19 protein-coding genes are annotated in these 19,536 nt (G+C 70.0%); 9 read left to right on the forward strand and 10 right to left on the reverse strand.

Translation table 11 applies throughout. The annotated features are described in order from the left end of the window. The first annotated feature begins 319 nt into the window (after positions 1-319). The gene (gene leuA, locus AB0O21_RS33280; RefSeq protein WP_365177286.1) at positions 320-2,083 is read left to right on the forward strand and encodes a 2-isopropylmalate synthase; all 1,764 of its coding nucleotides are present in this window, start codon (positions 320-322) and stop codon (positions 2,081-2,083) included. A gap of 64 nt (positions 2,084-2,147) precedes the next feature. On the opposite strand, the gene AB0O21_RS33285 is transcribed toward leuA, so the two are convergent. Then, a complete protein-coding gene (locus AB0O21_RS33285; RefSeq protein WP_365177289.1) occupies positions 2,148-2,906 on the reverse strand; it encodes an SDR family NAD(P)-dependent oxidoreductase in 759 nt (252 codons plus the stop codon). Positions 2,907-3,059: 153 nt separating this feature from the next. Here AB0O21_RS33285 and AB0O21_RS33290 point away from each other — a divergent pair, with 153 nt between their 5' ends. The 5 genes from AB0O21_RS33290 (at position 3,060) to AB0O21_RS33310 (ending at position 8,230) form a co-directional block, all read left to right on the forward strand. Beyond that, entirely contained in the window at positions 3,060-3,755 is a 696-nt protein-coding gene (locus AB0O21_RS33290; protein WP_365177291.1) for a TerB family tellurite resistance protein, read from the forward strand. A gap of 685 nt (positions 3,756-4,440) precedes the next feature. Then, positions 4,441-5,949, forward strand: coding sequence for a nucleobase:cation symporter-2 family protein (locus tag AB0O21_RS33295; protein WP_365177294.1), 1,509 nt, complete (start codon positions 4,441-4,443; stop codon positions 5,947-5,949). A 102-nt stretch (positions 5,950-6,051) separates the two neighbouring features. Then, the gene (gene recO, locus AB0O21_RS33300) at positions 6,052-6,798 is read left to right on the forward strand and encodes a DNA repair protein RecO (RefSeq protein ID WP_365177297.1); all 747 of its coding nucleotides are present in this window, start codon (positions 6,052-6,054) and stop codon (positions 6,796-6,798) included. 11 nt (positions 6,799-6,809) lie between these two features. After that, positions 6,810-7,637 carry an isoprenyl transferase gene (locus AB0O21_RS33305; RefSeq protein WP_365177299.1) on the forward strand — a complete coding sequence of 276 codons (828 nt, stop codon included), beginning with the start codon at positions 6,810-6,812 and terminating at the stop codon, positions 7,635-7,637. 26 nt (positions 7,638-7,663) lie between these two features. After that, positions 7,664-8,230 carry a YcxB family protein gene (locus AB0O21_RS33310; RefSeq protein WP_365177302.1) on the forward strand — a complete coding sequence of 189 codons (567 nt, stop codon included), beginning with the start codon at positions 7,664-7,666 and terminating at the stop codon, positions 8,228-8,230. On the opposite strand, the gene AB0O21_RS33315 is transcribed toward AB0O21_RS33310, so the two are convergent. Genes AB0O21_RS33315 through AB0O21_RS33330 form a run of 4 tightly spaced genes read right to left on the reverse strand, consistent with a single transcriptional unit; the run spans position 8,227 to position 11,371 of the window. Beyond that, on the reverse strand, positions 8,227-8,652 hold the full coding sequence (locus AB0O21_RS33315) for a transcriptional repressor (RefSeq protein ID WP_365177305.1): 426 nt from the start codon (positions 8,650-8,652) through the stop codon (positions 8,227-8,229). The two genes, AB0O21_RS33310 and AB0O21_RS33315, sit on opposite strands and share 4 nt — an antisense overlap. A gap of 51 nt (positions 8,653-8,703) precedes the next feature. Next, positions 8,704-9,570 carry a metal ABC transporter permease gene (locus tag AB0O21_RS33320; protein WP_365177308.1) on the reverse strand — a complete coding sequence of 289 codons (867 nt, stop codon included), beginning with the start codon at positions 9,568-9,570 and terminating at the stop codon, positions 8,704-8,706. Continuing rightward, the gene (locus AB0O21_RS33325) at positions 9,570-10,361 is read right to left on the reverse strand and encodes a metal ABC transporter ATP-binding protein (RefSeq protein WP_365177359.1); all 792 of its coding nucleotides are present in this window, start codon (positions 10,359-10,361) and stop codon (positions 9,570-9,572) included. Before AB0O21_RS33325 ends, AB0O21_RS33320 begins: the two co-directional genes overlap by 1 nt. Before the next feature lie 29 nt (positions 10,362-10,390). Then, positions 10,391-11,371: a metal ABC transporter substrate-binding protein gene (locus AB0O21_RS33330; RefSeq protein ID WP_365177310.1), complete on the reverse strand. Its 981-nt coding sequence runs from the start codon at positions 11,369-11,371 to the stop codon at positions 10,391-10,393. A 156-nt stretch (positions 11,372-11,527) separates the two neighbouring features. On the opposite strand from AB0O21_RS33330, the gene AB0O21_RS33335 reads away from it, so the two are divergent. Continuing rightward, the gene (locus tag AB0O21_RS33335) at positions 11,528-12,910 is read left to right on the forward strand and encodes a glycine--tRNA ligase (RefSeq protein ID WP_365177313.1); all 1,383 of its coding nucleotides are present in this window, start codon (positions 11,528-11,530) and stop codon (positions 12,908-12,910) included. 157 nt (positions 12,911-13,067) lie between these two features. On the opposite strand, the gene AB0O21_RS33340 is transcribed toward AB0O21_RS33335, so the two are convergent. The 4 genes from AB0O21_RS33340 to AB0O21_RS33355 all read right to left on the reverse strand — a co-directional run bounded on the left by AB0O21_RS33340 (position 13,068) and on the right by AB0O21_RS33355 (position 15,976). Continuing rightward, complete coding sequence (locus AB0O21_RS33340) at positions 13,068-13,778, reverse strand: VC0807 family protein (RefSeq protein ID WP_365177316.1); 711 nt, start codon at positions 13,776-13,778, stop codon at positions 13,068-13,070. Between the two features lie 137 nt (positions 13,779-13,915). Then, positions 13,916-14,509, reverse strand: a complete 594-nt coding sequence (locus AB0O21_RS33345) for a TetR family transcriptional regulator (protein WP_365177318.1) — start codon at positions 14,507-14,509, stop codon at positions 13,916-13,918. 21 nt (positions 14,510-14,530) lie between these two features. Continuing rightward, positions 14,531-15,577: an aldo/keto reductase gene (locus AB0O21_RS33350; protein WP_365177321.1), complete on the reverse strand. Its 1,047-nt coding sequence runs from the start codon at positions 15,575-15,577 to the stop codon at positions 14,531-14,533. 54 nt (positions 15,578-15,631) lie between these two features. Beyond that, positions 15,632-15,976 (reverse strand): DoxX family protein, encoded by a 345-nt coding sequence (locus AB0O21_RS33355; protein ID WP_365177324.1) that lies wholly within the window; start codon positions 15,974-15,976, stop codon positions 15,632-15,634. A 92-nt stretch (positions 15,977-16,068) separates the two neighbouring features. Here AB0O21_RS33355 and AB0O21_RS33360 point away from each other — a divergent pair, with 92 nt between their 5' ends. Further along, positions 16,069-16,524 carry a MarR family winged helix-turn-helix transcriptional regulator gene (locus AB0O21_RS33360; protein WP_365177326.1) on the forward strand — a complete coding sequence of 152 codons (456 nt, stop codon included), beginning with the start codon at positions 16,069-16,071 and terminating at the stop codon, positions 16,522-16,524. 24 nt (positions 16,525-16,548) lie between these two features. Here the strand turns inward: AB0O21_RS33360 and AB0O21_RS33365 are convergent, their stop codons facing one another. Continuing rightward, positions 16,549-17,997, reverse strand: coding sequence for an MFS transporter (locus AB0O21_RS33365; RefSeq protein ID WP_365177329.1), 1,449 nt, complete (start codon positions 17,995-17,997; stop codon positions 16,549-16,551). Positions 17,998-18,032: 35 nt separating this feature from the next. On the opposite strand from AB0O21_RS33365, the gene dusB reads away from it, so the two are divergent. Continuing rightward, positions 18,033-19,193: a tRNA dihydrouridine synthase DusB gene (gene dusB, locus AB0O21_RS33370; protein WP_365177332.1), complete on the forward strand. Its 1,161-nt coding sequence runs from the start codon at positions 18,033-18,035 to the stop codon at positions 19,191-19,193. Positions 19,194-19,536 lie beyond the last annotated feature (343 nt).

The raw sequence follows: 19,536 nt of genomic DNA on the forward strand, positions 1-19,536 counted from the left end.
CATGATTCATTCGCATGTCCGAAAGCCGTATCGCCGGGTTGACGGATCAAACGGAACCCATGAGGAGAAAGGAGGCCTAGCTCACATTCAGTACAAATCGGACAGGCGGGTCTTGCATACTGAAACACGTCCTCGCGTTACGGCGCGGCTCGGCTAGGCTCGGACCATCATGCGTTTCGGGCTGCTTCTCCTTAGCTGCCGCGGCGAGGGTCTGTAGTCGTAGGCCGACCCCCTCCCCGCGGAGTTTGGTGTTGCGGTTTTTGCGACCGCCGTCGGCCGTATCAGCGAACTACCGCGGACACGCGAGGAGCCCAACGCCATGAGCCAGCAGCCTTTTGTCGGTCGCCCCACGCCCATCACCAACGCGACCCACTCCCAGAAGTCCTCCGGGATGCCGATCCACAAGTACGGCCAGTACGAGCAGGTGGACATCCCGGACCGCACCTGGCCGGACGCCCGCGTCACCAAGGCTCCCCGCTGGCTGTCCACCGACCTGCGCGACGGCAACCAGTCGCTGATCGACCCGATGACCCCCGCCCGCAAGCGCGAGATGTTCGACCTGCTGGTGCGCATGGGCTACAAGGAGATCGAGGTCGGCTTCCCGTCCTCCGGCGAGACCGACTTCGCCTTCGTGCGCTCCATCATCGAAGAGGGCGCGATCCCGGACGACGTCACCATCTCCGTACTGACCCAGGCCCGCGAGGACCTGATCGAGCGGACCGTCGAGTCGCTGATCGGCGCCAAGCGCGCCACCGTGCACCTGTACAACGCGACCGCCCCGACCTTCCGCCGGGTCGTCTTCCGCGGCTCCAAGGAGCAGATCAAGCAGATCGCCGTCGACGGCACCCGCCTGGTCATGGAGTACGCCGACAAGCTGCTGGGCCCCGAGACCGTCTTCGGCTACCAGTACAGCCCGGAGATCTTCACCGACACCGAGCTGGACTTCGCCCTGGAGGTCTGCGAGGCCGTCTGCGACGTCTGGCAGCCGTCCGAGGGCCGCGAGATCATCCTGAACCTGCCCGCCACCGTGGAGCGCTCGACGCCCTCCACCCACGCGGACCGCTTCGAGTGGATGGCCCGCAACCTGACCCGCCGCGAGCACATCTGCATCTCCGTACACCCGCACAACGACCGCGGCACCGCCGTCGCCGCCGCCGAGCTGGCCCTGATGGCCGGCGCCGACCGCATCGAGGGCTGCCTGTTCGGGCAGGGCGAGCGCACCGGCAACGTCGACCTGATCACCCTGGGCATGAACCTGTTCTCGCAGGGCATCGACCCGCAGATCGACTTCTCCCAGATCGACGAGATCCGCCGGACCTCCGAGTACTGCAACCAGATGGAGGTCCACCCGCGCCACCCCTACGCGGGCGACCTGGTCTACACCGCCTTCTCCGGCTCCCACCAGGACGCCATCAAGAAGGGCTTCGACGCCATGGAGGCCGACGCGGCCGCCCAGGGCAAGACCGTGGACGAGATCGAGTGGGCGGTCCCGTACCTGCCCATCGACCCGAAGGACGTCGGCCGCTCCTACGAGGCCGTCATCCGCGTCAACTCGCAGTCCGGCAAGGGCGGCATCGCGTACGTCCTGAAGAACGACCACAAGCTGGACCTGCCGCGCCGCATGCAGATCGAGTTCTCCCGGATCATCCAGGCCAAGACCGACGCCGAGGGCGGCGAGGTCACGCCGAAGGCGATCTGGGAGGTCTTCTCGGACGAGTACCTGCCGAACCCCGAGAACCCGTGGGGCCGCATCCAGCTGCGCTCCGGTCAGACCACCACCGACAAGGACGGCACCGACACGCTGACCGTCGAGGCGGTCGTGGACGGCGTGGACACCGTCCTGGACGGCACCGGCAACGGTCCGATCTCCGCGTTCTTCGACGCGCTGGCCGGCATCGGCGTCGACGCCCGCCTGCTGGACTACACCGAGCACACCATGAGCGAGGGCGCCTCCGCCGTGGCCGCCTCGTACATCGAGTGCGCGATCGACGGCCGGGTCCTGTGGGGCATCGGCATCGACGCCAACACCACCCGCGCCTCCCTGAAGGCGGTCATCTCCGCCGTCAACCGCGCGGGCCGCTGACCCACTCGTACGTGAACCCCGCTCCTCCCCCGTGGAGGGGCGGGGTTCCGCCTTTCCCCGGCGCTCAGCGGGCCAGGTAGCCGCCGTCCACCGGCAGCACCACGCCCGTCACGAACGAAGCCGCGTCCGACGCCAGGAAGGCGATGACCCGGGCCACCTCGTCCGGCTCGCCGAGCCGGCCCATCGGGTGCGCGGCGGAGATCTCCGCCAGGTACTCCGGGCCGCCCGGCTCGTCGTCCAGCGCCAGCACCCGCTCCGTACGGATGGTGCCGGGGGCCACCGCGTTGACGCGGATCCCGTGCGCCGCCCACTCCACCGCCAGGTGCTTGGTCAGCCCCGACGCCACGAACTTGGCCGGCCCGTAGGCGGCCTGCCGCGCCTGCCCGGCCACCCCCGAGATCGAGGACACGCAGACCAGCGCCCCGCCGGGCCGCTCCTGCGCGGTCATCGCCTCGATGGCGTACTTGCAGGTCAGGAACATGCCGCGGCCGTCGACCGCCATGACGTGGTCCCAGTCCTCGGGGCTGGTCTCCCGTACATCCGAAAGGGGGAGCACCCCGGCGTTCGCCACGGCGACGTCGAGGCGCCCGTACGCCGGGACCGCGGCGGCGACCATCGCGCGGTTCGCCTCCGGATCGGAGACGTCACCCGTCACCGTCGCGATGCCGAACCCCTCGGCGGCGAGCGAGGCACGCAGGGACTCGACACCGGGGCCGTTGGTGTCGGCCGCCGTGACCCGGGCCCCCGAGCGGGCCAGCAGCGCCGCGGTGGCCCGGCCGATCCCGCTCGCGGCGCCCGTCACCAGGCAGGACTCCTCGTTCATGGGGCAGACCATAGGGCCCGGAGACGGGGGCGCGGATCGGCCAACTCCGCGCGGCGCCACATGTTGTCCGGTCACACGACTGACGCGGCCTCACCTATGTGGCTAACATCACGCCAACCCGGCGATGTTGCCGGAAGGTTACGGAGGTGCGACGTGCTGCCAGTTCGGGGTGGGGACGGCCGGAAGCTGACGGTCTGGGGCATCCGTACCACCTGGAGCACCGTGGGCGACGGGGAGTTCTTCTGCCCCTCCTGCGGTGGCGACCGCAACTACCGCAGGCGCACCGGGCGCCGCCGGTTCACCGTCCTCGGCGTGCCGCTGCTGCCGCGCGGGCAGGCGGGGCCGATCGTCGAGTGCCAGGGCTGCCAGGAGCGCTTCGACACCGAGGTCCTGGAGCACCTCACCACCACCCGGTTCACCGCGATGCTGCGCGACGCCGTGCACACCGTGAGCCTGGCCGTGCTCGCCGCGGGCGGGACGGCCGCCCGCGGGACGCTGGAGGCCGCGGTGGGCGCCGTACGGGCCGCCGGGTTCCCCGAGTGCACCGAGGAGCAGCTGGAGTCCCTCGTTGCGTCGCTGACCGCGGACGAGGGCAGGCTCGGGCTGTACGACGTCCCGGAGTGCTGCGGCGCCGCGCTGTCCATCGAGCTCCACGAGGCCCTGGAGCCGCTGGCACCGCACCTGGCCGGACCGGGCCGCGAGTCGATCCTGCTCCAGGGGGCCCGGATCGCGCTCGCGGACGGCCCCTACACCCCGGCCGAGCGCGAGGTGCTCTCCACCGTCGGCGCGGCCCTGCGCATCGACGTGGACGAGGTGGGCCGGCTGCTGTCGGCGGTCCGGGCACCCTGACGGGGCCTGACGGGGCCCGACGGGAACTCTGTCGGACGAACGGAGAGGGGCTGCCGAGTGCAGCCCCTTCTTCGTGACGGGCGCGGCCGGCGCGCGGTCGGCGCGCCGCGCGGTAAGTGGCTACATGCGATGACGCAGGTGTCCGCGGCCGCGTAGCGGACTCCTTTCGTCCGAAACACGCTCGCGGGAGGTAACGATCCGGCCTCACAGGGTGCGGTTTCGGGACTCGTGAACGCCGTGTGAACGCCGGACGCGACTCCTCCACACACCGGGAGTCCACCTGTTGGACGGCCGGAGCGGGGGCTTCGAGTTTGCGTCGGTCGAAGACCGCAAAGGCGATAACAGCACGTCAAGATGCGTGCGCTTCGCTGCCGCGCACCGGGAACCAAGCCCTCCGGAGGGCTTCGCCCATACCCCCGCGGGCGGGCTCGCGCCACTGTAGAAACCTACAGAGCCCGTGTGCAGGATCGTCAACAATTTGTGTCAGTTGACGATATCTGTGAGGCCCCCCACAGGCGTTCAATTCCGGTCACACGAGAAGTCGCCGCACGTAGCACGGCAAGGCTTCGATTCACGTGAACGCACTGACAACCCTGGCGGATCAACGGGATAGCGACCCACTTCGCCCAGGGATAACCAGATCTCCTCTCATTTACCTACCTACCTCTTGAAGGGCAAGGCAGAGATGGCACGTGTCGCCGCCCGGCTTTCCGAAAACGGAGAGCAGAGCTCGCACCCGGTCGACGAGGTGCTCCCCCTCCCCAAGCTCGCGCTGTACGGCTTCCAGCACGTACTCGCGTTCTACGCCGGTGCGGTGATCGTCCCGATCATCGTCGGCAGCGCGCTCAAGCTGAGCCCTGAACAGCTGGTCTACCTGATCAACGCGGACCTCTTCACCTGCGGTATCGCCTCCATCATCCAGGCCTGGGGCATCGGCCGGGTCGGCGCGCGACTGCCGCTGATCCAGGGCGTCACCTTCACGGCCGTCTCCCCGATGATCGCCATCGGCCTCGGCGCCGGCGGCGGAACCGCAGCCCTGCTGGTCATCTACGGCGCCGTCATCACGGCCGGTATCGCCACCTTCGCCTTCGCGTGGCTGCCGCCGGGTGCCTTCCGCATGGTCATGCGGCTCTTCCCGCCGGTGGTCACCGGCACGGTCATCACGGTGCTCGGCATCGTGCTGATCCCGGTCGGCCTGCGGGACGCCGTCGGCGGTGTCCCGACCCTGGCGGACGGCGGTGTGCCGACCCAGCTCGCCTACGCCGGCGGCACCATGGCCTTCATCTTGGTCCTGATGAAGTTCGGCGGCCAGTTCCTGCGCAGCATCTCCATCCTGATCGGCCTGGTCGCCGGCACCGCGGCGGCGTTCGCCTTCGGTGACGCCAAGTTCGGCGACGTCTCCAAGTCCGACTGGATCGGCATCACCACCCCGTTCCACTTCGGTGCCCCGAAGTTCGAGTGGTTCCCGATCGTCCTGATGCTGATCGTCATGCTGATCACCATGGTCGAGACCACCGGTGACACCTACGCGGTCGGCGACATCGTCGGCAAGGAGGTCGACAGCGAGACCGTGGCCCGCGCCCTGCGTGCCGACGGTGCCGCGACCGCCCTCGGTGGTGTCCTCAACTCCTTCCCGTACGTCGCCTTCGCCGAGAACGTCGGCCTGGTGCGGATGACGAAGGTCAAGAGCCGGTTCGTGGTCGTCGCCGCGGGTGTGTTCATGATCATCCTGGGCATGCTGCCCAAGGCCGCGGCGATCGTCGCCTCCGTCCCGCCGGGCGTGCTCGGCGGCGCCGCCACCGTGATGTTCGGCATGGTCGCCCTGGCCGGTATCCAGACCCTGGCCAAGGTGGACCTCAAGGAGGAGAAGAACGCCCTGATCGTCGGCGTCTCGCTGGCCTTCGCGCTCTTCCCCTCGACCGCGACCAACTTCTTCCCGAAGCACGTCGACCCCGACCTGGCCTCGCTCCTCGACAGCGGTGTCACCCTCGGTGCCACGGCGGCCATCGTCCTCAACCTGGTCTTCAACGGCCTGGGCAAGGACGACGCCCACGGCGTGGTCAAGACCGAGCTGCCGGCCCAGCCGGTGGCGGCGCCGGCCGCTGCCGAGAAGGCGGGTGCCGAGAAGGCCGACGACGCCCCGAAGGCGGGCGGCGAGGCCAAGGCCGAGGACGCGGGAACTCCTGCCTCCTGATCCTCCCAAGGGGTGCCTGCCCCCGTCCGGACCCGCTCGGTCCGTACGGGGGCTCGCGCTGTGCGCGTCCGTACCGGGCTCCGCGCAGGGGACAATGGGCCCATGAGTCTGTTCCGCGACGACGGCATAGTGCTGCGCACCCAGAAGCTGGGTGAGGCGGACCGCATCATCACGCTGCTCACCCGGGGCCACGGCCGCGTGCGGGCCGTCGCACGCGGAGTACGGCGTACGAAGTCCAAGTTCGGGGCCCGGCTGGAACCTTTCTCCCACGCCGACGTGCAGTTCTTCGCCCGCGGCAGCGAGCTGGTCGGCCGCAGCCTGCCGCTCTGCACCCAGACCGAGATCATCGCCCCGTACGGCAACGGCATCGTCACCGACTACGCCCGCTACACCGCCGGCACCGCGATGCTGGAGACCGCCGAGCGCTTCACCGAGAACGAGGGCGAGCCCGCCGTACAGCAGTACCTGCTGCTCGTCGGCGCCCTGCGCACCCTCTCCCGCGGCGAACACGAACCCCACCTGATCCTCGACGCCTTCCTGCTGCGCTCCCTCGCCGTCAACGGCTACGCGCCCAGCTTCCAGGACTGCGCGAAGTGCGGGATCCACGGCCCCAACCGGCACTTCTCCGTCGCCGCGGGCGGGGTCGTATGCGGGGACTGCCGCGTCCCCGGCAGCGTCGTACCCTCGTCGGAGGCCATCGCCTTGCTCAGCGCCCTGCTGACGGGCGACTGGGGGTATGCCGACGCGTGCGAGGCGCGTCACGTGCGGGAGGGCAGCGGGCTGGTCTCGGCCTACCTGCACTGGCATCTGGAGCGCGGGCTACGCTCCCTGCGATACGTCGAGAAATAGGAGCTGGGCACATGGCACGACGCGGGATTCTGGGACGCTCTCGCCGGGAGTACAAGGTTCCCGAGCCGCACCCGTCCGGTGCGGTCCCGCCGAAGATCCCCGGCGAGCTGATCCCGAACCACGTGGCCATCGTCATGGACGGCAACGGCCGCTGGGCCAAGGAGCGCGGCCTGCCGCGCACCGAGGGGCACAAGGTCGGCGAGGGCGTCGTGCTCGACGTGCTCAAGGGCTGCCTGGAGATGGGCGTCAAGAACCTCTCCCTCTACGCCTTCTCGACGGAGAACTGGAAGCGCTCGCCCGACGAGGTCCGCTTCCTCATGAACTTCAACCGCGACGTCATCCGCCGCCGCCGCGACGAGATGAACGAGCTGGGCATCCGCATCCGCTGGGTCGGCCGCATGCCGAAGATGTGGAAGTCCGTCGTCCAGGAGCTCCAGATCGCGCAGGAGCAGACCGTCGGCAACGACGCGATGACCCTGTACTTCTGCGTCAACTACGGCGGTCGCGCCGAGATCGCGGACGCGGCACAGGCCATCGCCCGCGACGTCGCCGCCGGGAAGCTGGACCCGTCGAAGGTCAACGAGAAGACCTTCGCGAAGTACATCTACTACCCGGACATGCCGGACGTGGACCTGTTCCTGCGCCCCAGCGGCGAGCAGCGCACCTCCAACTACCTGATCTGGCAGAGCGCGTACGCCGAGATGGTCTACCAGGACGTGCTGTGGCCCGACTTCGACCGCCGCGACCTGTGGCGGGCCTGCCTGGAGTACGCCCAGCGCGACCGCCGCTTCGGCGGCGCCGTGCCCAACCAGCCCGAGGGCCCCGGCTCGGCCGGCTGACCTCCCGGCCCTTAGGATCCCCGCTCATGGGCGACATGGGCGGGGATCAGCTGTACCGGATGCACGAGTCGGGATCGGGGGGCCAGGCGGTCGAGCTCCGCTACACGCCGACGACGGCGGACATGGCCGAGGCGCTGCACGCCCGGAACAGGACTCCGGCCGGGCGCCGCCAGCGTCGGCCGTGGCTCCTCCTGGGCCTGCTGGGCCCGGTGCTCGCCGCCGTGCTGATCGTGCTGGACGGCCGGGTGGCCCCCGTGACGACGGGGCTGCTCGCGGTCGTCGTGTTCAGCTGGGTGTTCGTGTTCTCCGGCCACCGGATGATGGCCCGGGCCTACAGGGGAGTGCTGGACGCCGCGGGCGAGTGCCTGGCGGTCGTCGACGCCACCGGGGTGGCCGTCACCGGCGCCCGGACCTCCACGCACCACCAGTGGGCCGCTCTGGCCCACTACGCGGAGACGCCGACGCATTTCGCGGCGTTCTCCGGCGACAAGCAGGCGCTCATGGTGATGGTGCTGCCCAAGCGCGGCCTCGCGGGCCCCGCCGACGAGGAAATGCTGCGGGCGATTCTGGAGCGGAACCTGAAGCGGGTCTAGCCGGCCGCGGCGCACTCCGCGCAGGTGCCGAAGATCTCCACCGTGTGGGCCACGTTCACGTAGCCGTGCTCCGCCGCGATGGACTCCGCCCACTTCTCCACCGCCGGGCCCTCCACCTCGACGGCCTTGCCGCACTTGCGGCAGACCAGGTGGTGGTGGTGGTCCCCGGTGGAGCAGCGGCGGTAGACGGACTCGCCGTCGCTGGTGCGCAGGACGTCGACCTCGCCGGCGTCCGCGAGCGACTGGAGGGTGCGGTACACGGTGGTCAGGCCCACGGAATCGCCACGGTGCTTGAGCATGTCGTGGAGCTCCTGGGCGCTGCGGAACTCGTCCACCTCGTCCAGCGCCGCCGCCACCGCGGCCCGCTGCCGAGTGGATCGTCCTCGTACTGGCGCGTTCATCTCGCCAGGCGCAGTCGCCACCGGTTCCTCCTCGTATCGGCCTGCCGCCATTGTGCCAGGCGGCCGACGGCCCTAGACCTTCACGTCGTCGCGCGTGCAGACCTCTTCGGCGGCGCGGGCCGCCTTCGCCCGGCGCTTGGCCAGCGGTGCGGACACCGCGGTCATGATCATGAAGACGGCGATGGCGAGCAGCACGATCGTGCCGCCGGAGGGGGCGTCGATGTAGTACGTGGTGACCGTGCCGGTCAGCGAGACGAGCACGCCGATGGCCATGGCCGCAGTCAGGGTCGCGGTGAACCCGCGGGTGATCCGCTGGGCGGCCGCGACCGGGATCACCATCATGGCGCTGACCAGCAGCAGGCCCACGATGCGCATGGCCACGGTCACCGTGACGGCGGCGGTGACCGCCATCAGCAGGTTCAGCGCGCGCACCGGCAGGCCGGTGACCCGGGCGAACTCCTCGTCCTGGCAGACCGCGAACAGCTGGCGGCGCAGGCCGAGCGTGACGGCGAGGACGAACACGGCGAGGACCACCACGGCCGTGATGTCCTCGGCCGAGACGGTGGTGATGGAGCCGAAGAGGTAGCTCGTCAGATTGGCGGTGGAGCCGCCCGGCGCCAGGTTGATGATCATGACGCCGCCGGCCAGGCCGCCGTAGAAGAGCATGGCGAGCGCGATGTCGCCGCTGGTCTTGCCGCGGGAGCGGATCAGCTCCATGCCGACCGCGCCGATGACCGCGACCAGGGTGGCCATCCAGACCGGGCTGGTGTTGAGCAGGAAGCCGAGGGCGACACCCGTCATGGCCACGTGGCCGATGCCGTCGCCCATGACGGCCTGCCGGCGCTGGACGAGGTACGTGCCGATCGCGGGAGCCGTGAGGCCGACCAGGACGGCCGCGAGCAGGGCCCGCTGCATGAAGGCGTAGTCGAGGATGTCCATCAGCTCAGCAGTCCCGTCCGCAGGGGCTCGGCGTCGTGCGCCGCGTGGGGGTGTACGTGGTCGTGGCCGGGCAGCGCGTGCTGGCCCACGGCCTCCGGGGGCGGGCCGTCGTGGACGACGCAGCCGTCGCGCAGGACGACGGCCCGGTCGATCAGCGGCTCCAGCGGGCCCAGCTCGTGCAGGACGAGGAGGACGGTGGTGCCGGCGGCGACCTGCTCGCGCAGCGCGCCCGCGAGGACCTCCTGGTTGGCGAGGTCCACGCCCGCCATCGGCTCGTCCATGATCAGGAGCTCGGGTTCGACGGCGAGCGCCCGGGCGATGAGCACGCGCTGGTGCTGGCCGCCGGAGAGGGCGTTGACCGAGGCATCGGCGTGCGACTCCATCCCGACGAGGACCAGGGCGCGCTCGACGGCGGCCTTGTCGGCCTTGCGCAGGAACCCGAAGCGGGAGCGGGCGAGGCGGCCGGCGGAGACGACCTCGCGGACGGTGGCCGGGACCCCGCTGGCGGCGGTGGTGCGCTGCGGGACGTAGCCGATGCGCGACCAGTCGCGGAAGCGCTTGAAGCCGGTGCCGAAGAGGGAGAGGGTGCCGTCGGTCAGCGGGACCTGGCCGACCACGGCGCGGACGGCCGTGGACTTGCCGGAGCCGTTGGCGCCGAGCAGGGCGACGACCTCACCGCGGCGGACGGTGAGGTCGACCCCGCGCAGCACGGGGCGCGAGCCGAGCGAGGCCGTGGCCCCGCGCAGGGATATGACGGGCTGGTCGTCAGCCGGTCGGGGCGTGGACTGCATGGCTCGCGCCTCCGTTGCTGCTGCTGTCATTACTTGGCTCCGAGCGCCTTCTGCAGGTTCTTCAGGTTGGACCGCATGACCTCGAAGTAGTCAGCGCCCTGGGACTTGTCGGTGATTCCCTCGAGCGGGTCGAGGACGTCGGTCTTCAGGCCGGTGTCCGCCGCGAGGGTCTTGGCCGTCTTGTCGCTGGCCAGGGTCTCGAAGAACACGGTGGAGACATTCTCCTGCTTCGCGAGGGCCTGGAGTTCCTTCATGCGGGCCGGGCTGGGCTCGGACTCGGGGTCGACCCCGGAGATGCCCTCCTGGTCCAGGCCGTAGCGCTCGGCGAGGTAGCCGAAGGCGGAGTGGGTGGTGATGAAGGTCTTGGAGGCCGTGTTCTGCAGGCCGTCCTTGAACTCGGTGTCCAGCGCGGTCAGCTTGCCGACCAGCTCGTCGGTGTTCTTCTTGTAGTCCGCCGCGTGGTCGGGGTCGGCCTTCTCCAGGGCCGCGCCGACGCCCTTGGCTACCTCGGCGTACTTGGCCGGGTCGAGCCAGATGTGCGGGTCCTCGCCGGCCTCGCCCTCGTGGGCGTGGCCGTCGCCCTCGGTGTGGCCCTGCTCGCCCTCGTGGCCGTGGTCGTGGCCGGAAGTGCCGTGGACCTCCAGCTTGGTGAGGGTGCCCGCGTCGACGACGTTCTTCACGCCGGACTGGGCGACGGCCTTGTCGACGGCCGGCTGGAGGGTCTTGAGGTACAGGACCACGTCGGCCTCGCCGAGCTGCGCGGTCTGCTTCGGCGTGATCTCCAGGTCGTGCGGTTCGACGCCCGGCTTGGTCAGGGTGTCGACCTTCACGTGGTCCTTGCCGATCTGCTCGGCGAGGAACTGCATCGGGTAGAACGACGCCATCACGTCGAGCTTGCCGTCCTTGCCGCCACCGGCGGCACCGGCGCCGGAGCACGCGGTGAGGGCCGTCGCGCCGAGGGCGACGGAGGCGGCGAGGGCGGCGGTGGGTATGAGGCGTCGTACGTTCATGACATCCATTTTCATCAAAGATGGAAACGATTGTCAAAAACCCTGGTGAGGGGTCCGCGGAGGGGCCGAAGAAGGGGGGTCCCGATTTGAAAGGGGAGGTGCGGGCGCCGGTAACCTAAGGGCTTCGCCGTTCGTCCTCGTAATGAAGAGAGCACCGTGGCCGCCGACAAGATCGACACCATCGTCAGCCTGAGCAAGCGCCGTGGCTTCGTTTTCCCGTGCAGTGAGATCTACGGCGGCTCTCGGGCTGCCTGGGACTACGGCCCGCTCGGTGTCGAGCTCAAGGAGAACATCAAGCGCCAGTGGTGGAAGGCGATGGTCACCGGGCGTGAGGACATCGTCGGTATCGACTCCTCCGTGATCCTGGCCCCCGAGGTCTGGGTGGCCTCCGGTCACGTCGCCACCTTCTCGGACCCGCTGACCGAGTGCACCGCCTGTCACAAGCGGCACCGCGCGGACCACCTTGAAGAGGCGTACGAGGCCAAGCACGGCCGCCTGCCCGAGAACGGCCTCGCCGACATCAACTGCCCGCACTGCGGTGTGAAGGGCCAGTTCACCGAGCCCAAGCAGTTCTCCGGCATGCTGGAGACCCACCTCGGCCCGACCCAGGACACCGGCTCCAAGGCGTACCTGCGCCCCGAGACCGCCCAGGGCATCTTCACCAACTTCGCCGTGGTGCAGACCACCTCGCGCAAGAAGCCCCCGTTCGGCATCGCGCAGATGGGCAAGTCCTTCCGCAACGAGATCACGCCGGGCAACTTCATCTTCCGCACGCGCGAGTTCGAGCAGATGGAGATGGAGTTCTTCGTCAAGCCGGGCGAGGACGAGCAGTGGCAGGAGTACTGGATGCAGGAGCGGTGGAACTGGTACCGCGACCTCGGCATCCGCGAGGAGAACATCCGCTGGTACGACCACCCGAAGGAGAAGCTCTCCCACTACTCGAAGCGCACCGCCGACATCGAGTACCGCTTCAACTTCGGCGGCAGCGAGTTCTCCGAGCTCGAGGGCATCGCCAACCGCACCGACTTCGACCTCAAGGCCCACTCCGCGGCCTCGGGTGCGAACCTGACCTACCACGACCAGGAGTCGGGCGAGCGCTACACCCCGTACGTCATCGAGCCGGCGGCCGGCGTCAACCGCGCCATGCTCGCCTTCATGCTCGACGCGTACGTCGAGGACGAGGCCCCGAACGCCAAGGGCGTCATGGAGAAGCGCACCGTGATGCGCCTCGACCCGCGCCTGGCCCCGATCAAGGTCGCCGTCCTGCCGCTGTCCCGCAACGCGCAGCTGTCGCCGAAGGCCAAGGGCCTCGCCGCCGACCTGCGCAAGTTCTGGAACATCGAGTTCGACGACGCGGGCGCCATCGGCCGCCGCTACCGCCGCCAGGACGAGATCGGTACCCCGTTCTGCGTCACCGTCGACTTCGACACCCTGGACGACAACGCGGTGACCGTGCGCGAGCGCGACACGATGAAGCAGGAGCGCGTCTCCCTGGACCAGATCCAGACCTACCTCGGCAGCCGCCTGCTCGGCTGCTAGGCGCTCCGCGGGGGAGTGCGGTGTGCGAGCTGCGGGCCGTCCGTGGCTGGTCGCGCAGTTCCCCGCGCCCCTGACGGGCCGCTCAGGTCTGCGGATAGGTGAAAGACCGTTGGCCGGTGCGCACACAGCGCGCCGGCCAACGGTCTTTGCGTTGCGGTCAGGCGCTGGTGGCCTGGTCGGCGGCGGCCGCGGCTTCGGCCGCCCGGCGCTCGCCCTCGGCCTGGGACCGCTTCCCGTAGAGCGCGGTCCACACGCCCAGCGCGCCCAGCACCCCGTAGATCATGATGGGGCTGACCACCACCATGGTCTTGGTGTCCAGGGCGTACGCCAGCGCGACCCGGACCAGCGCCTCGATCACGTAGGCCACGCCCCACACCAGGGTCATGGTGCGCATGGTGGTGCGGAAGCCCTCGTACTGCCACAGGCCGTTCCACCAGGCGGTGCTCTCGGGGGTGCCGTCGGTGGCGAACTTGCGGCCGAAGTAGAACATCAGCGGGCGCGGCGCGAGCAGGGTGGCCAGGCAGAGCAGCCCGAACAGCCCGGTCACGCCGGAGTCCTTGACCAGCAGGGTCCTGGCCGAGTGGTCGCCGACGAGCGAGACGACGGCCGTGATCACGATGAACACCAGGGTGACGACGGCGAACTCGTCGAGCTTGCGCCGCCAGGCCAGGCTGATGGCGCTGTCGAGCACCGGCCAGGCGCTGCTGAGGAGCAGTGCCGAGAACTCGCTCCAACCGTGGTCGTCGACCAGCGTGTTGTACGTGACGATCGGCGCGACCACATTGAGGCCGATGGTCAGGATCCAGCCGAGGGCGGTCGCGGCCCCGGAGCGGGCGGGAGGTTCGGGTCGTGCTTCTTGGGCTGACAAGGTTCCCCCTGGAACGTGCCTGATGAGTGCGGTAGGGGGACCGTACGGACGCGGCGATGACATGTACAAGGCGAGCGCACTAAAATGATCACCAAGCCGTCCGGACCGACTCGTTCCGGACAGATCCGGGGGCCGCGTCAGGCGCGCAGGCCCCGGATGACCAGGGTGGTGACCGCCTCGAACTCGGCGACGATCGTCGGCGACTGCCAGTCGGCCGCGTACTGCGGGTCGTGGAAGCGGCCGGTGGCATCGAAGACCGCACGGGCCGCCGCCGGCACGTCATCGGCGGCGAGCGTGCCCGCCGCGACACCCTCGGAGATGATCCGGGCCAGCTGGTCGATCAGCTCGGTCAGGTGCGCGTCGACCACGCCGCTGTTCTCCGCGAGCAGCACCGTGTAGGTGGCGAACAGCTCGGGATCGTCCCCGGACTTGTGGCGCTTGGCCTCGAAGAGCGCCTCCAGCCACGTCTCCAGCTTGGAGGGCGCGCTCTCGGCCGGGGCCGAGGTGATCTCCTCCAGCACGGCGACGCTCTTGGCGAGCCAGCGGTCGGTCACGGCCTCGCGCAGCGCGGCCTTCGACGGGAAGTGCCGGTACACGCTGCCGTGGCTCACGCCCAGGGCGCGGGCCACGTCCACCACGGTCGCCTTGGTCGGGCCGAAGCGGCGCAGCACGTCCTCGGTGGTCTCGAGGATGCGCTCGGGTGTCAGGGGCTCGGTCGCGGCGGGGGACATGGACAAGACGGTACAGCCGGCTCAGCGCTCGCTGTCGAGGTGGGCCATCTGTGCCGCCGGGTAGCGGTCCCCGGCCGCGGCGCCCGCGGGCACGGCCTCCTCGATCGCGGCCAGGTCGGCGGCGCTGAGGGATATCTCCATGGCACCCAGTGCCTCGGCCAGCCGCTCCCGGCTCCGGGCGCCGACCAGCGGCACGATGTCCTCGCCGCGGGAGAGCACCCAGGCGATGGCGGTCTGGGCGACGCTCACGCCCTTGCCCTCGGCGACCTTGCGCAGCGCGTCGACCAGATCGAGGTTCCGGTCGAGGTTGTCGCCCTGGAAGCGGGGGCTCATGCCGCGGAAGTCGCCCGCGCCCAGCTCGCGCTCCCGGGTGAAGTGGCCGCTGATCAGGCCGCGGGAGAGCACCCCGTACGCGGTCACGCCTATGCCGAGCTCGCGCGCGGTCGGCAGGATCTCGGCCTCGATGCCGCGGGAGATCAGCGAGTACTCGATCTGGAGGTCGGCGATGGGGGCCACGGCGGCGGCCCGCCGCAGGGTGTCGGCGCCGACCTCGGAGAGGCCGATGTGGCGCACGTGCCCGGCCTCGACCGCCTCGGCGATGGCCCCGACGGTCTCCTCGATCGGCACGGCCGGGTCCACCCGGGCGATCCGGTAGATGTCGATGTGGTCCCGGCCGAGCCGCTGGAGGGAGTAGGCCAGGAAGTTCCTGACGGCCTCGGGCCGGCCGTCATAGCCGGTGAAGCCGCCCTCGACCGTGCGCAGGGCGCCGAACTTGACGCTGGTCAGCGCCTGCTCGCGGGCCGCGGTGGGCGCGGTGCGCAGGGCCTCGTTGATCAGCAGCTCGTTGTGGCCCATGCCGTAGAAGTCGCCCGTGTCGAGCAGCGTGCTCGTGCCGGCCGGCGCGGCCTCCAGGTAGGCGTGGATGGTCGCGATGGATTCGGCCCGGTCGGCCGTCCCGTAGAGGGCGGACATCCCCATGCAGCCCAGCCCCAGCGGGAAGACGGCGGGGCCGGTGCTGCCGAGGGCGCGGCGGGTGGTGGTCGCGATGGTGCTCTCGTTCGTCGTCATGGAACGAGAATGGCATGACGAGTGACAGATTTCAATATCTGTCACTCGTCAGTGTCAGGAGAGGATCCGCAGAGCCAGCGCGGCCGCCGCGACCAGGGTGAGCACGGCCGCCGGCGCGAGCTCGTGGTCCTTCACCCGCAGGTGGGCGACGACCGCGCCGAGGAAGTAGAGGGTCACTCCGGTCGCGGCGGCGATGCCGAGCGGGGTGACCCACAGGCCGGCGACCAGGCCGATCGCGCCGGCGGCCTTGAGGGTGGCCAGTCGCGGCAGCCAGGAGTCCGGGACCTGGACGCGTCGCATGCTCGCGACGATCTGGTCGTTGCGCTGGAGCGTGAAGGTGGCGGAAGCGGTGAGGACCAGGGCGAGCAGCCCGCCGACGACGGCGTAGGCGATGAACATGGGGGATCTCCAACGGTCGGTGATGTCGAATCATTGAATAGCATCAACGATATGATCGATGCAATCATTTCCCCATTGCTACGATGTGACACATGACGGCAGATCAGGACGGATCGCACCCCCCGCAGCGGCTGGGCCTGCTGCTCGCCTGGCACGGATCGGTCACCCAGACCCGGATGAAGAGGGCGCTCAGCGCAGCGGGGCTCACCCCCCGGCACGCGATGACGCTGATGCACCTGGAGGACGGCCCGATCAGCCAGCGGGCGCTCGCCGAGCGGCTGGAGGTGGACCCGAGCGTGCTGGTCGGGATCCTGAACGACCTGGAGGGCGACGGCCTGGCCGAACGCCGCCGGGACCCGGCGGACCGCCGCCGTCACAACGTGGCGATCACCGCGGCGGGCGAAGCCGCCCTCGGCACGACGAACGCCGCCCTCGACGAGGTCGAGGGCGGCATCTTCGCCGGTCTGTCGAACCAGGAGCGCGAGGTCCTGCGCGGCCTCCTCGGCCGGGTCAACACCTCGGCCGAGGACTTCGCCTGCGACGAGTAGGACGAGCAGGCGGCGCGAGCCCCGTCACGCGCGCGGGACGCCCGCCTCCGCGGCGGGGCTGACGGGCTCCTCCAGGGCGCGGGCCGTGCGGTCCGCCGTGCCCAGCGCCCAGGCGCCGGTCGTCACCGCGCCGACGACCAGCACGAGCGCTCCGCAGACCGTGATGATCCACCAGGCCGGGACCGCCGCCTCGACGAACCCGCGGCCCTCGGCCATCCCCGCCGCCAGGACCGCGCCCACGACGGCGACGCCCAGGGTGCTGCCGGTCTGGCGGCTGGTGGAGGCGATGGCGGCCGCGACGCCCGCCTGGGAACGAGGCATCCCGGAGACGGCCGTATTGGTGACCGGCGAGTTCACCATGCCGAAGCCGAGGCCGTACAGCACGTACCCGGTGAACAGCAGCGCGGTGGACGCCTCGCCCCGGAAGGCGGCGAACAGCAGCCCGCTCCCGCCCATCGCGGCACCCGCGATCAGCAGCGGCAGCCGTGGCCCGCGACTGCCCACCAGCCGCCCCGACAGCGGCGCGACGGCCATGGTCATGGCGGCCATCGGCACCATGTAGAGCCCGGCGTGCAGCGCGTCCAGCCCCCGTACGTCCTGGAGGTACAGGGTGTTCAGGAACAGGAAGCCGGCCATCGAGGCGAAGGCGCTGACCGCGATCACGGTCGCGCCGCTGAACGGCACGCTCCGGAAGAACCGGAGGTCGATCAGCGGCTCCTCGCGCCGCGGCTCGTAGAGCAGCAGCCCCACCAGCGAGGCGACGGCCACCAGGGCGCACCCCGCGATCAGCGGCGACCGCCACCCGGCGGCCGGCGCCTCGATGATCCCGTACGTCACGCAGCCGAGCAGCGCCATCACCAGCAGCTGGCCCACCGGATCGGGGCGCCGCGGCCGCGCCGCCCGGGACTCGGGGATGTGGCGCAGGGTCAGCACGAGCGCCGCGAGGCCGATCGGCAGGTTGACCCAGAAGATCGAGCGCCAGCCCACCGTATCGACCAGCAGCCCGCCGATCAGGGGCCCCGCGGCCATGGAGATGCCCGCGACCGCGCCCCACACGCCGATCGCCCGGGCCCGCTGCGCCGGATCGGTGAAGGTGTTGGTGATGATCGACATCGCCACCGGGTTGAGCATGGCGCCGCCGACCGCCTGCACCATCCGGAAGAGGATCAGCCATTCGAGCCCCGGGGCGAGCGAGCACAGCAGGGAACCGGCGGTGAAGAGCACCAGGCCGGTGACGAACACCTTGCGGCGCCCGATCCGGTCGGCCGTGGAGCCCATGAGCATCAGCAGCGAGGCCAGCACGAGGGTGTAGGCGTCGATGGTCCACTGCATGCCCGCCACCGAAGCGTGCAGGTCGGCGCGCATGGTGGGGAGCGCGACGTTGAGGACGGTGTTGTCGAGGCTCACGATCAGCAGGCTCATGCAGCAGATCGCCAGGACGAGCGTGCGCTGCCGGGAACTCGTCTCGATCATGCGGCCGATGGTACGTCCGCATCCATGGGCGCGGCATGCGGGACAATGGGCGGATGACCACGCTCCCCCCGCCCCTCGCGATCGGCCCGCACACCGTGCAGCCCCCGGTGGTGCTCGCGCCCATGGCCGGTATCACCAATGCCCCGTTCCGTACCCTCTGCCGGGAGTTCTCGGGCGGCAAGGGGCTGTTCGTGAGCGAGATGATCACGACCCGCGCCCTGGTCGAGCGCAACGAGAAGACCATGCAGCTGATCCACTTCGACGAGACGGAGAAGCCGCGCTCGATTCAGCTGTACGGGGTCGACCCCGTCACGGTCGGCAAGGCGGTCCGCATGATCGTCGAAGAGGACCGCGCCGACCACATCGACCTGAACTTCGGCTGCCCGGTCCCCAAGGTCACCCGGAAGGGCGGCGGCTCGGCCCTGCCCTACAAGCGGAACCTGCTGCGCGCGATCCTGCGCGAGGCCGTCGCGGGCGCCGGCGACCTGCCGGTGACCATGAAGATGCGCAAGGGCATCACCGACGAGCACCTCACCTACCTCGACGCCGGCCGGATAGCCGTCGAGGAGGGGATCACCGCCATCGCCCTGCACGGCCGCACCACCGCCCAGCACTACGGCGGCACCGCCGACTGGGACGCCATCGCGCGGCTCAAGGAGCACGTGCCGGAGATCCCGGTGCTCGGCAACGGCGACATCTGGTGCGCCGAGGACGCGCTGCGCATGGTCCGCGAGACCGGCTGCGACGGCGTGGTCGTGGGGCGCGGCTGCCTGGGGCGGCCGTGGTTGTTCAACGACCTCGTGGCGGCCTTCGAGGGGCGCCCGGAGGACTTCCACAAGCCCACCCTGCGCGAGGTCGCGGCGACCATGCACCGCCACGCGCAGCTGCTGGGGGAGTGGATCGGGGACGAGGCGCGCGGGGTGATCGACTTCCGTAAGCACGTCGCCTGGTACCTCAAGGGCTTCTCGGTGGGATCCGAGATGCGGGGCAAGCTCGCGGTGACCTCTTCGCTGGCCGAACTGGACGCTCATCTGAGCGAGCTGGACCTGGACCAGGGCTGGCCCGAGAGCGCGGACGGCCCGCGTGGCCGGACGTCCGGAAACAACCGAGTTGTCCTGCCGGACGGCTGGTTGAAGGACCCGTACGACTGCGCCGGTGTGAGCGAGGACGCCGAACTGGACACCTCCGGCGGCTGACAAATCGCCCTGCGTGGCGCGTGATATACGCCACGCATGGGTGAGGTTTCGCTCAGATGAGCGCTTAAGTCACGGGTAAGACTTTCAAAGGGTGGCACTGGGTGCCACCCTTTGTGCGTTCAAGACTTGAACGCAAATGTATCGATGATCGCTCATCCGAGCGTGATCGCGGCCCAAACGCCGCCTCTCCCTTCGGCTTGTGAAGGCTTTTCGTAGGTTCTCCTTACTCATGAGTTACTTTCGATCTGCTGGCGCACGGGTGGTTACGGCCGCATGTCGACCAAGTGGACATACCCAGAAGCCTTCGATCTGGGTATGTTCCTGGCCGTCAGGGCAGCCACCG

This window comes from Streptomyces sp. NPDC091371, from assembly GCF_040684275.1.
Lineage (GTDB): Bacteria > Actinomycetota > Actinomycetes > Streptomycetales > Streptomycetaceae > Streptomyces.

Coding starts and splice junctions, on each gene's coding strand:
- AB0O21_RS33320 (WP_365177308.1), bottom strand. CDS start 9,570: ATGGACATCCTCGACTACGCCTTCATGCAGCGGGCCCTGCTCGCGGCC.
- recO (WP_365177297.1), top strand. CDS start 6,052: ATGAGTCTGTTCCGCGACGACGGCATAGTGCTGCGCACCCAGAAGCTG.
- AB0O21_RS33330 (WP_365177310.1), bottom strand. CDS start 11,371: ATGAACGTACGACGCCTCATACCCACCGCCGCCCTCGCCGCCTCCGTC.
- AB0O21_RS33285 (WP_365177289.1), bottom strand. CDS start 2,906: ATGAACGAGGAGTCCTGCCTGGTGACGGGCGCCGCGAGCGGGATCGGC.
- AB0O21_RS33305 (WP_365177299.1), top strand. CDS start 6,810: ATGGCACGACGCGGGATTCTGGGACGCTCTCGCCGGGAGTACAAGGTT.
- leuA (WP_365177286.1), top strand. CDS start 320: ATGAGCCAGCAGCCTTTTGTCGGTCGCCCCACGCCCATCACCAACGCG.
- AB0O21_RS33295 (WP_365177294.1), top strand. CDS start 4,441: ATGGCACGTGTCGCCGCCCGGCTTTCCGAAAACGGAGAGCAGAGCTCG.
- AB0O21_RS33350 (WP_365177321.1), bottom strand. CDS start 15,577: ATGACGACGAACGAGAGCACCATCGCGACCACCACCCGCCGCGCCCTC.
- AB0O21_RS33360 (WP_365177326.1), top strand. CDS start 16,069: ATGACGGCAGATCAGGACGGATCGCACCCCCCGCAGCGGCTGGGCCTG.
- AB0O21_RS33325 (WP_365177359.1), bottom strand. CDS start 10,361: ATGCAGTCCACGCCCCGACCGGCTGACGACCAGCCCGTCATATCCCTG.
- AB0O21_RS33310 (WP_365177302.1), top strand. CDS start 7,664: ATGGGCGACATGGGCGGGGATCAGCTGTACCGGATGCACGAGTCGGGA.
- AB0O21_RS33345 (WP_365177318.1), bottom strand. CDS start 14,509: ATGTCCCCCGCCGCGACCGAGCCCCTGACACCCGAGCGCATCCTCGAG.
- AB0O21_RS33365 (WP_365177329.1), bottom strand. CDS start 17,997: ATGATCGAGACGAGTTCCCGGCAGCGCACGCTCGTCCTGGCGATCTGC.
- dusB (WP_365177332.1), top strand. CDS start 18,033: ATGCGGGACAATGGGCGGATGACCACGCTCCCCCCGCCCCTCGCGATC.
- AB0O21_RS33355 (WP_365177324.1), bottom strand. CDS start 15,976: ATGTTCATCGCCTACGCCGTCGTCGGCGGGCTGCTCGCCCTGGTCCTC.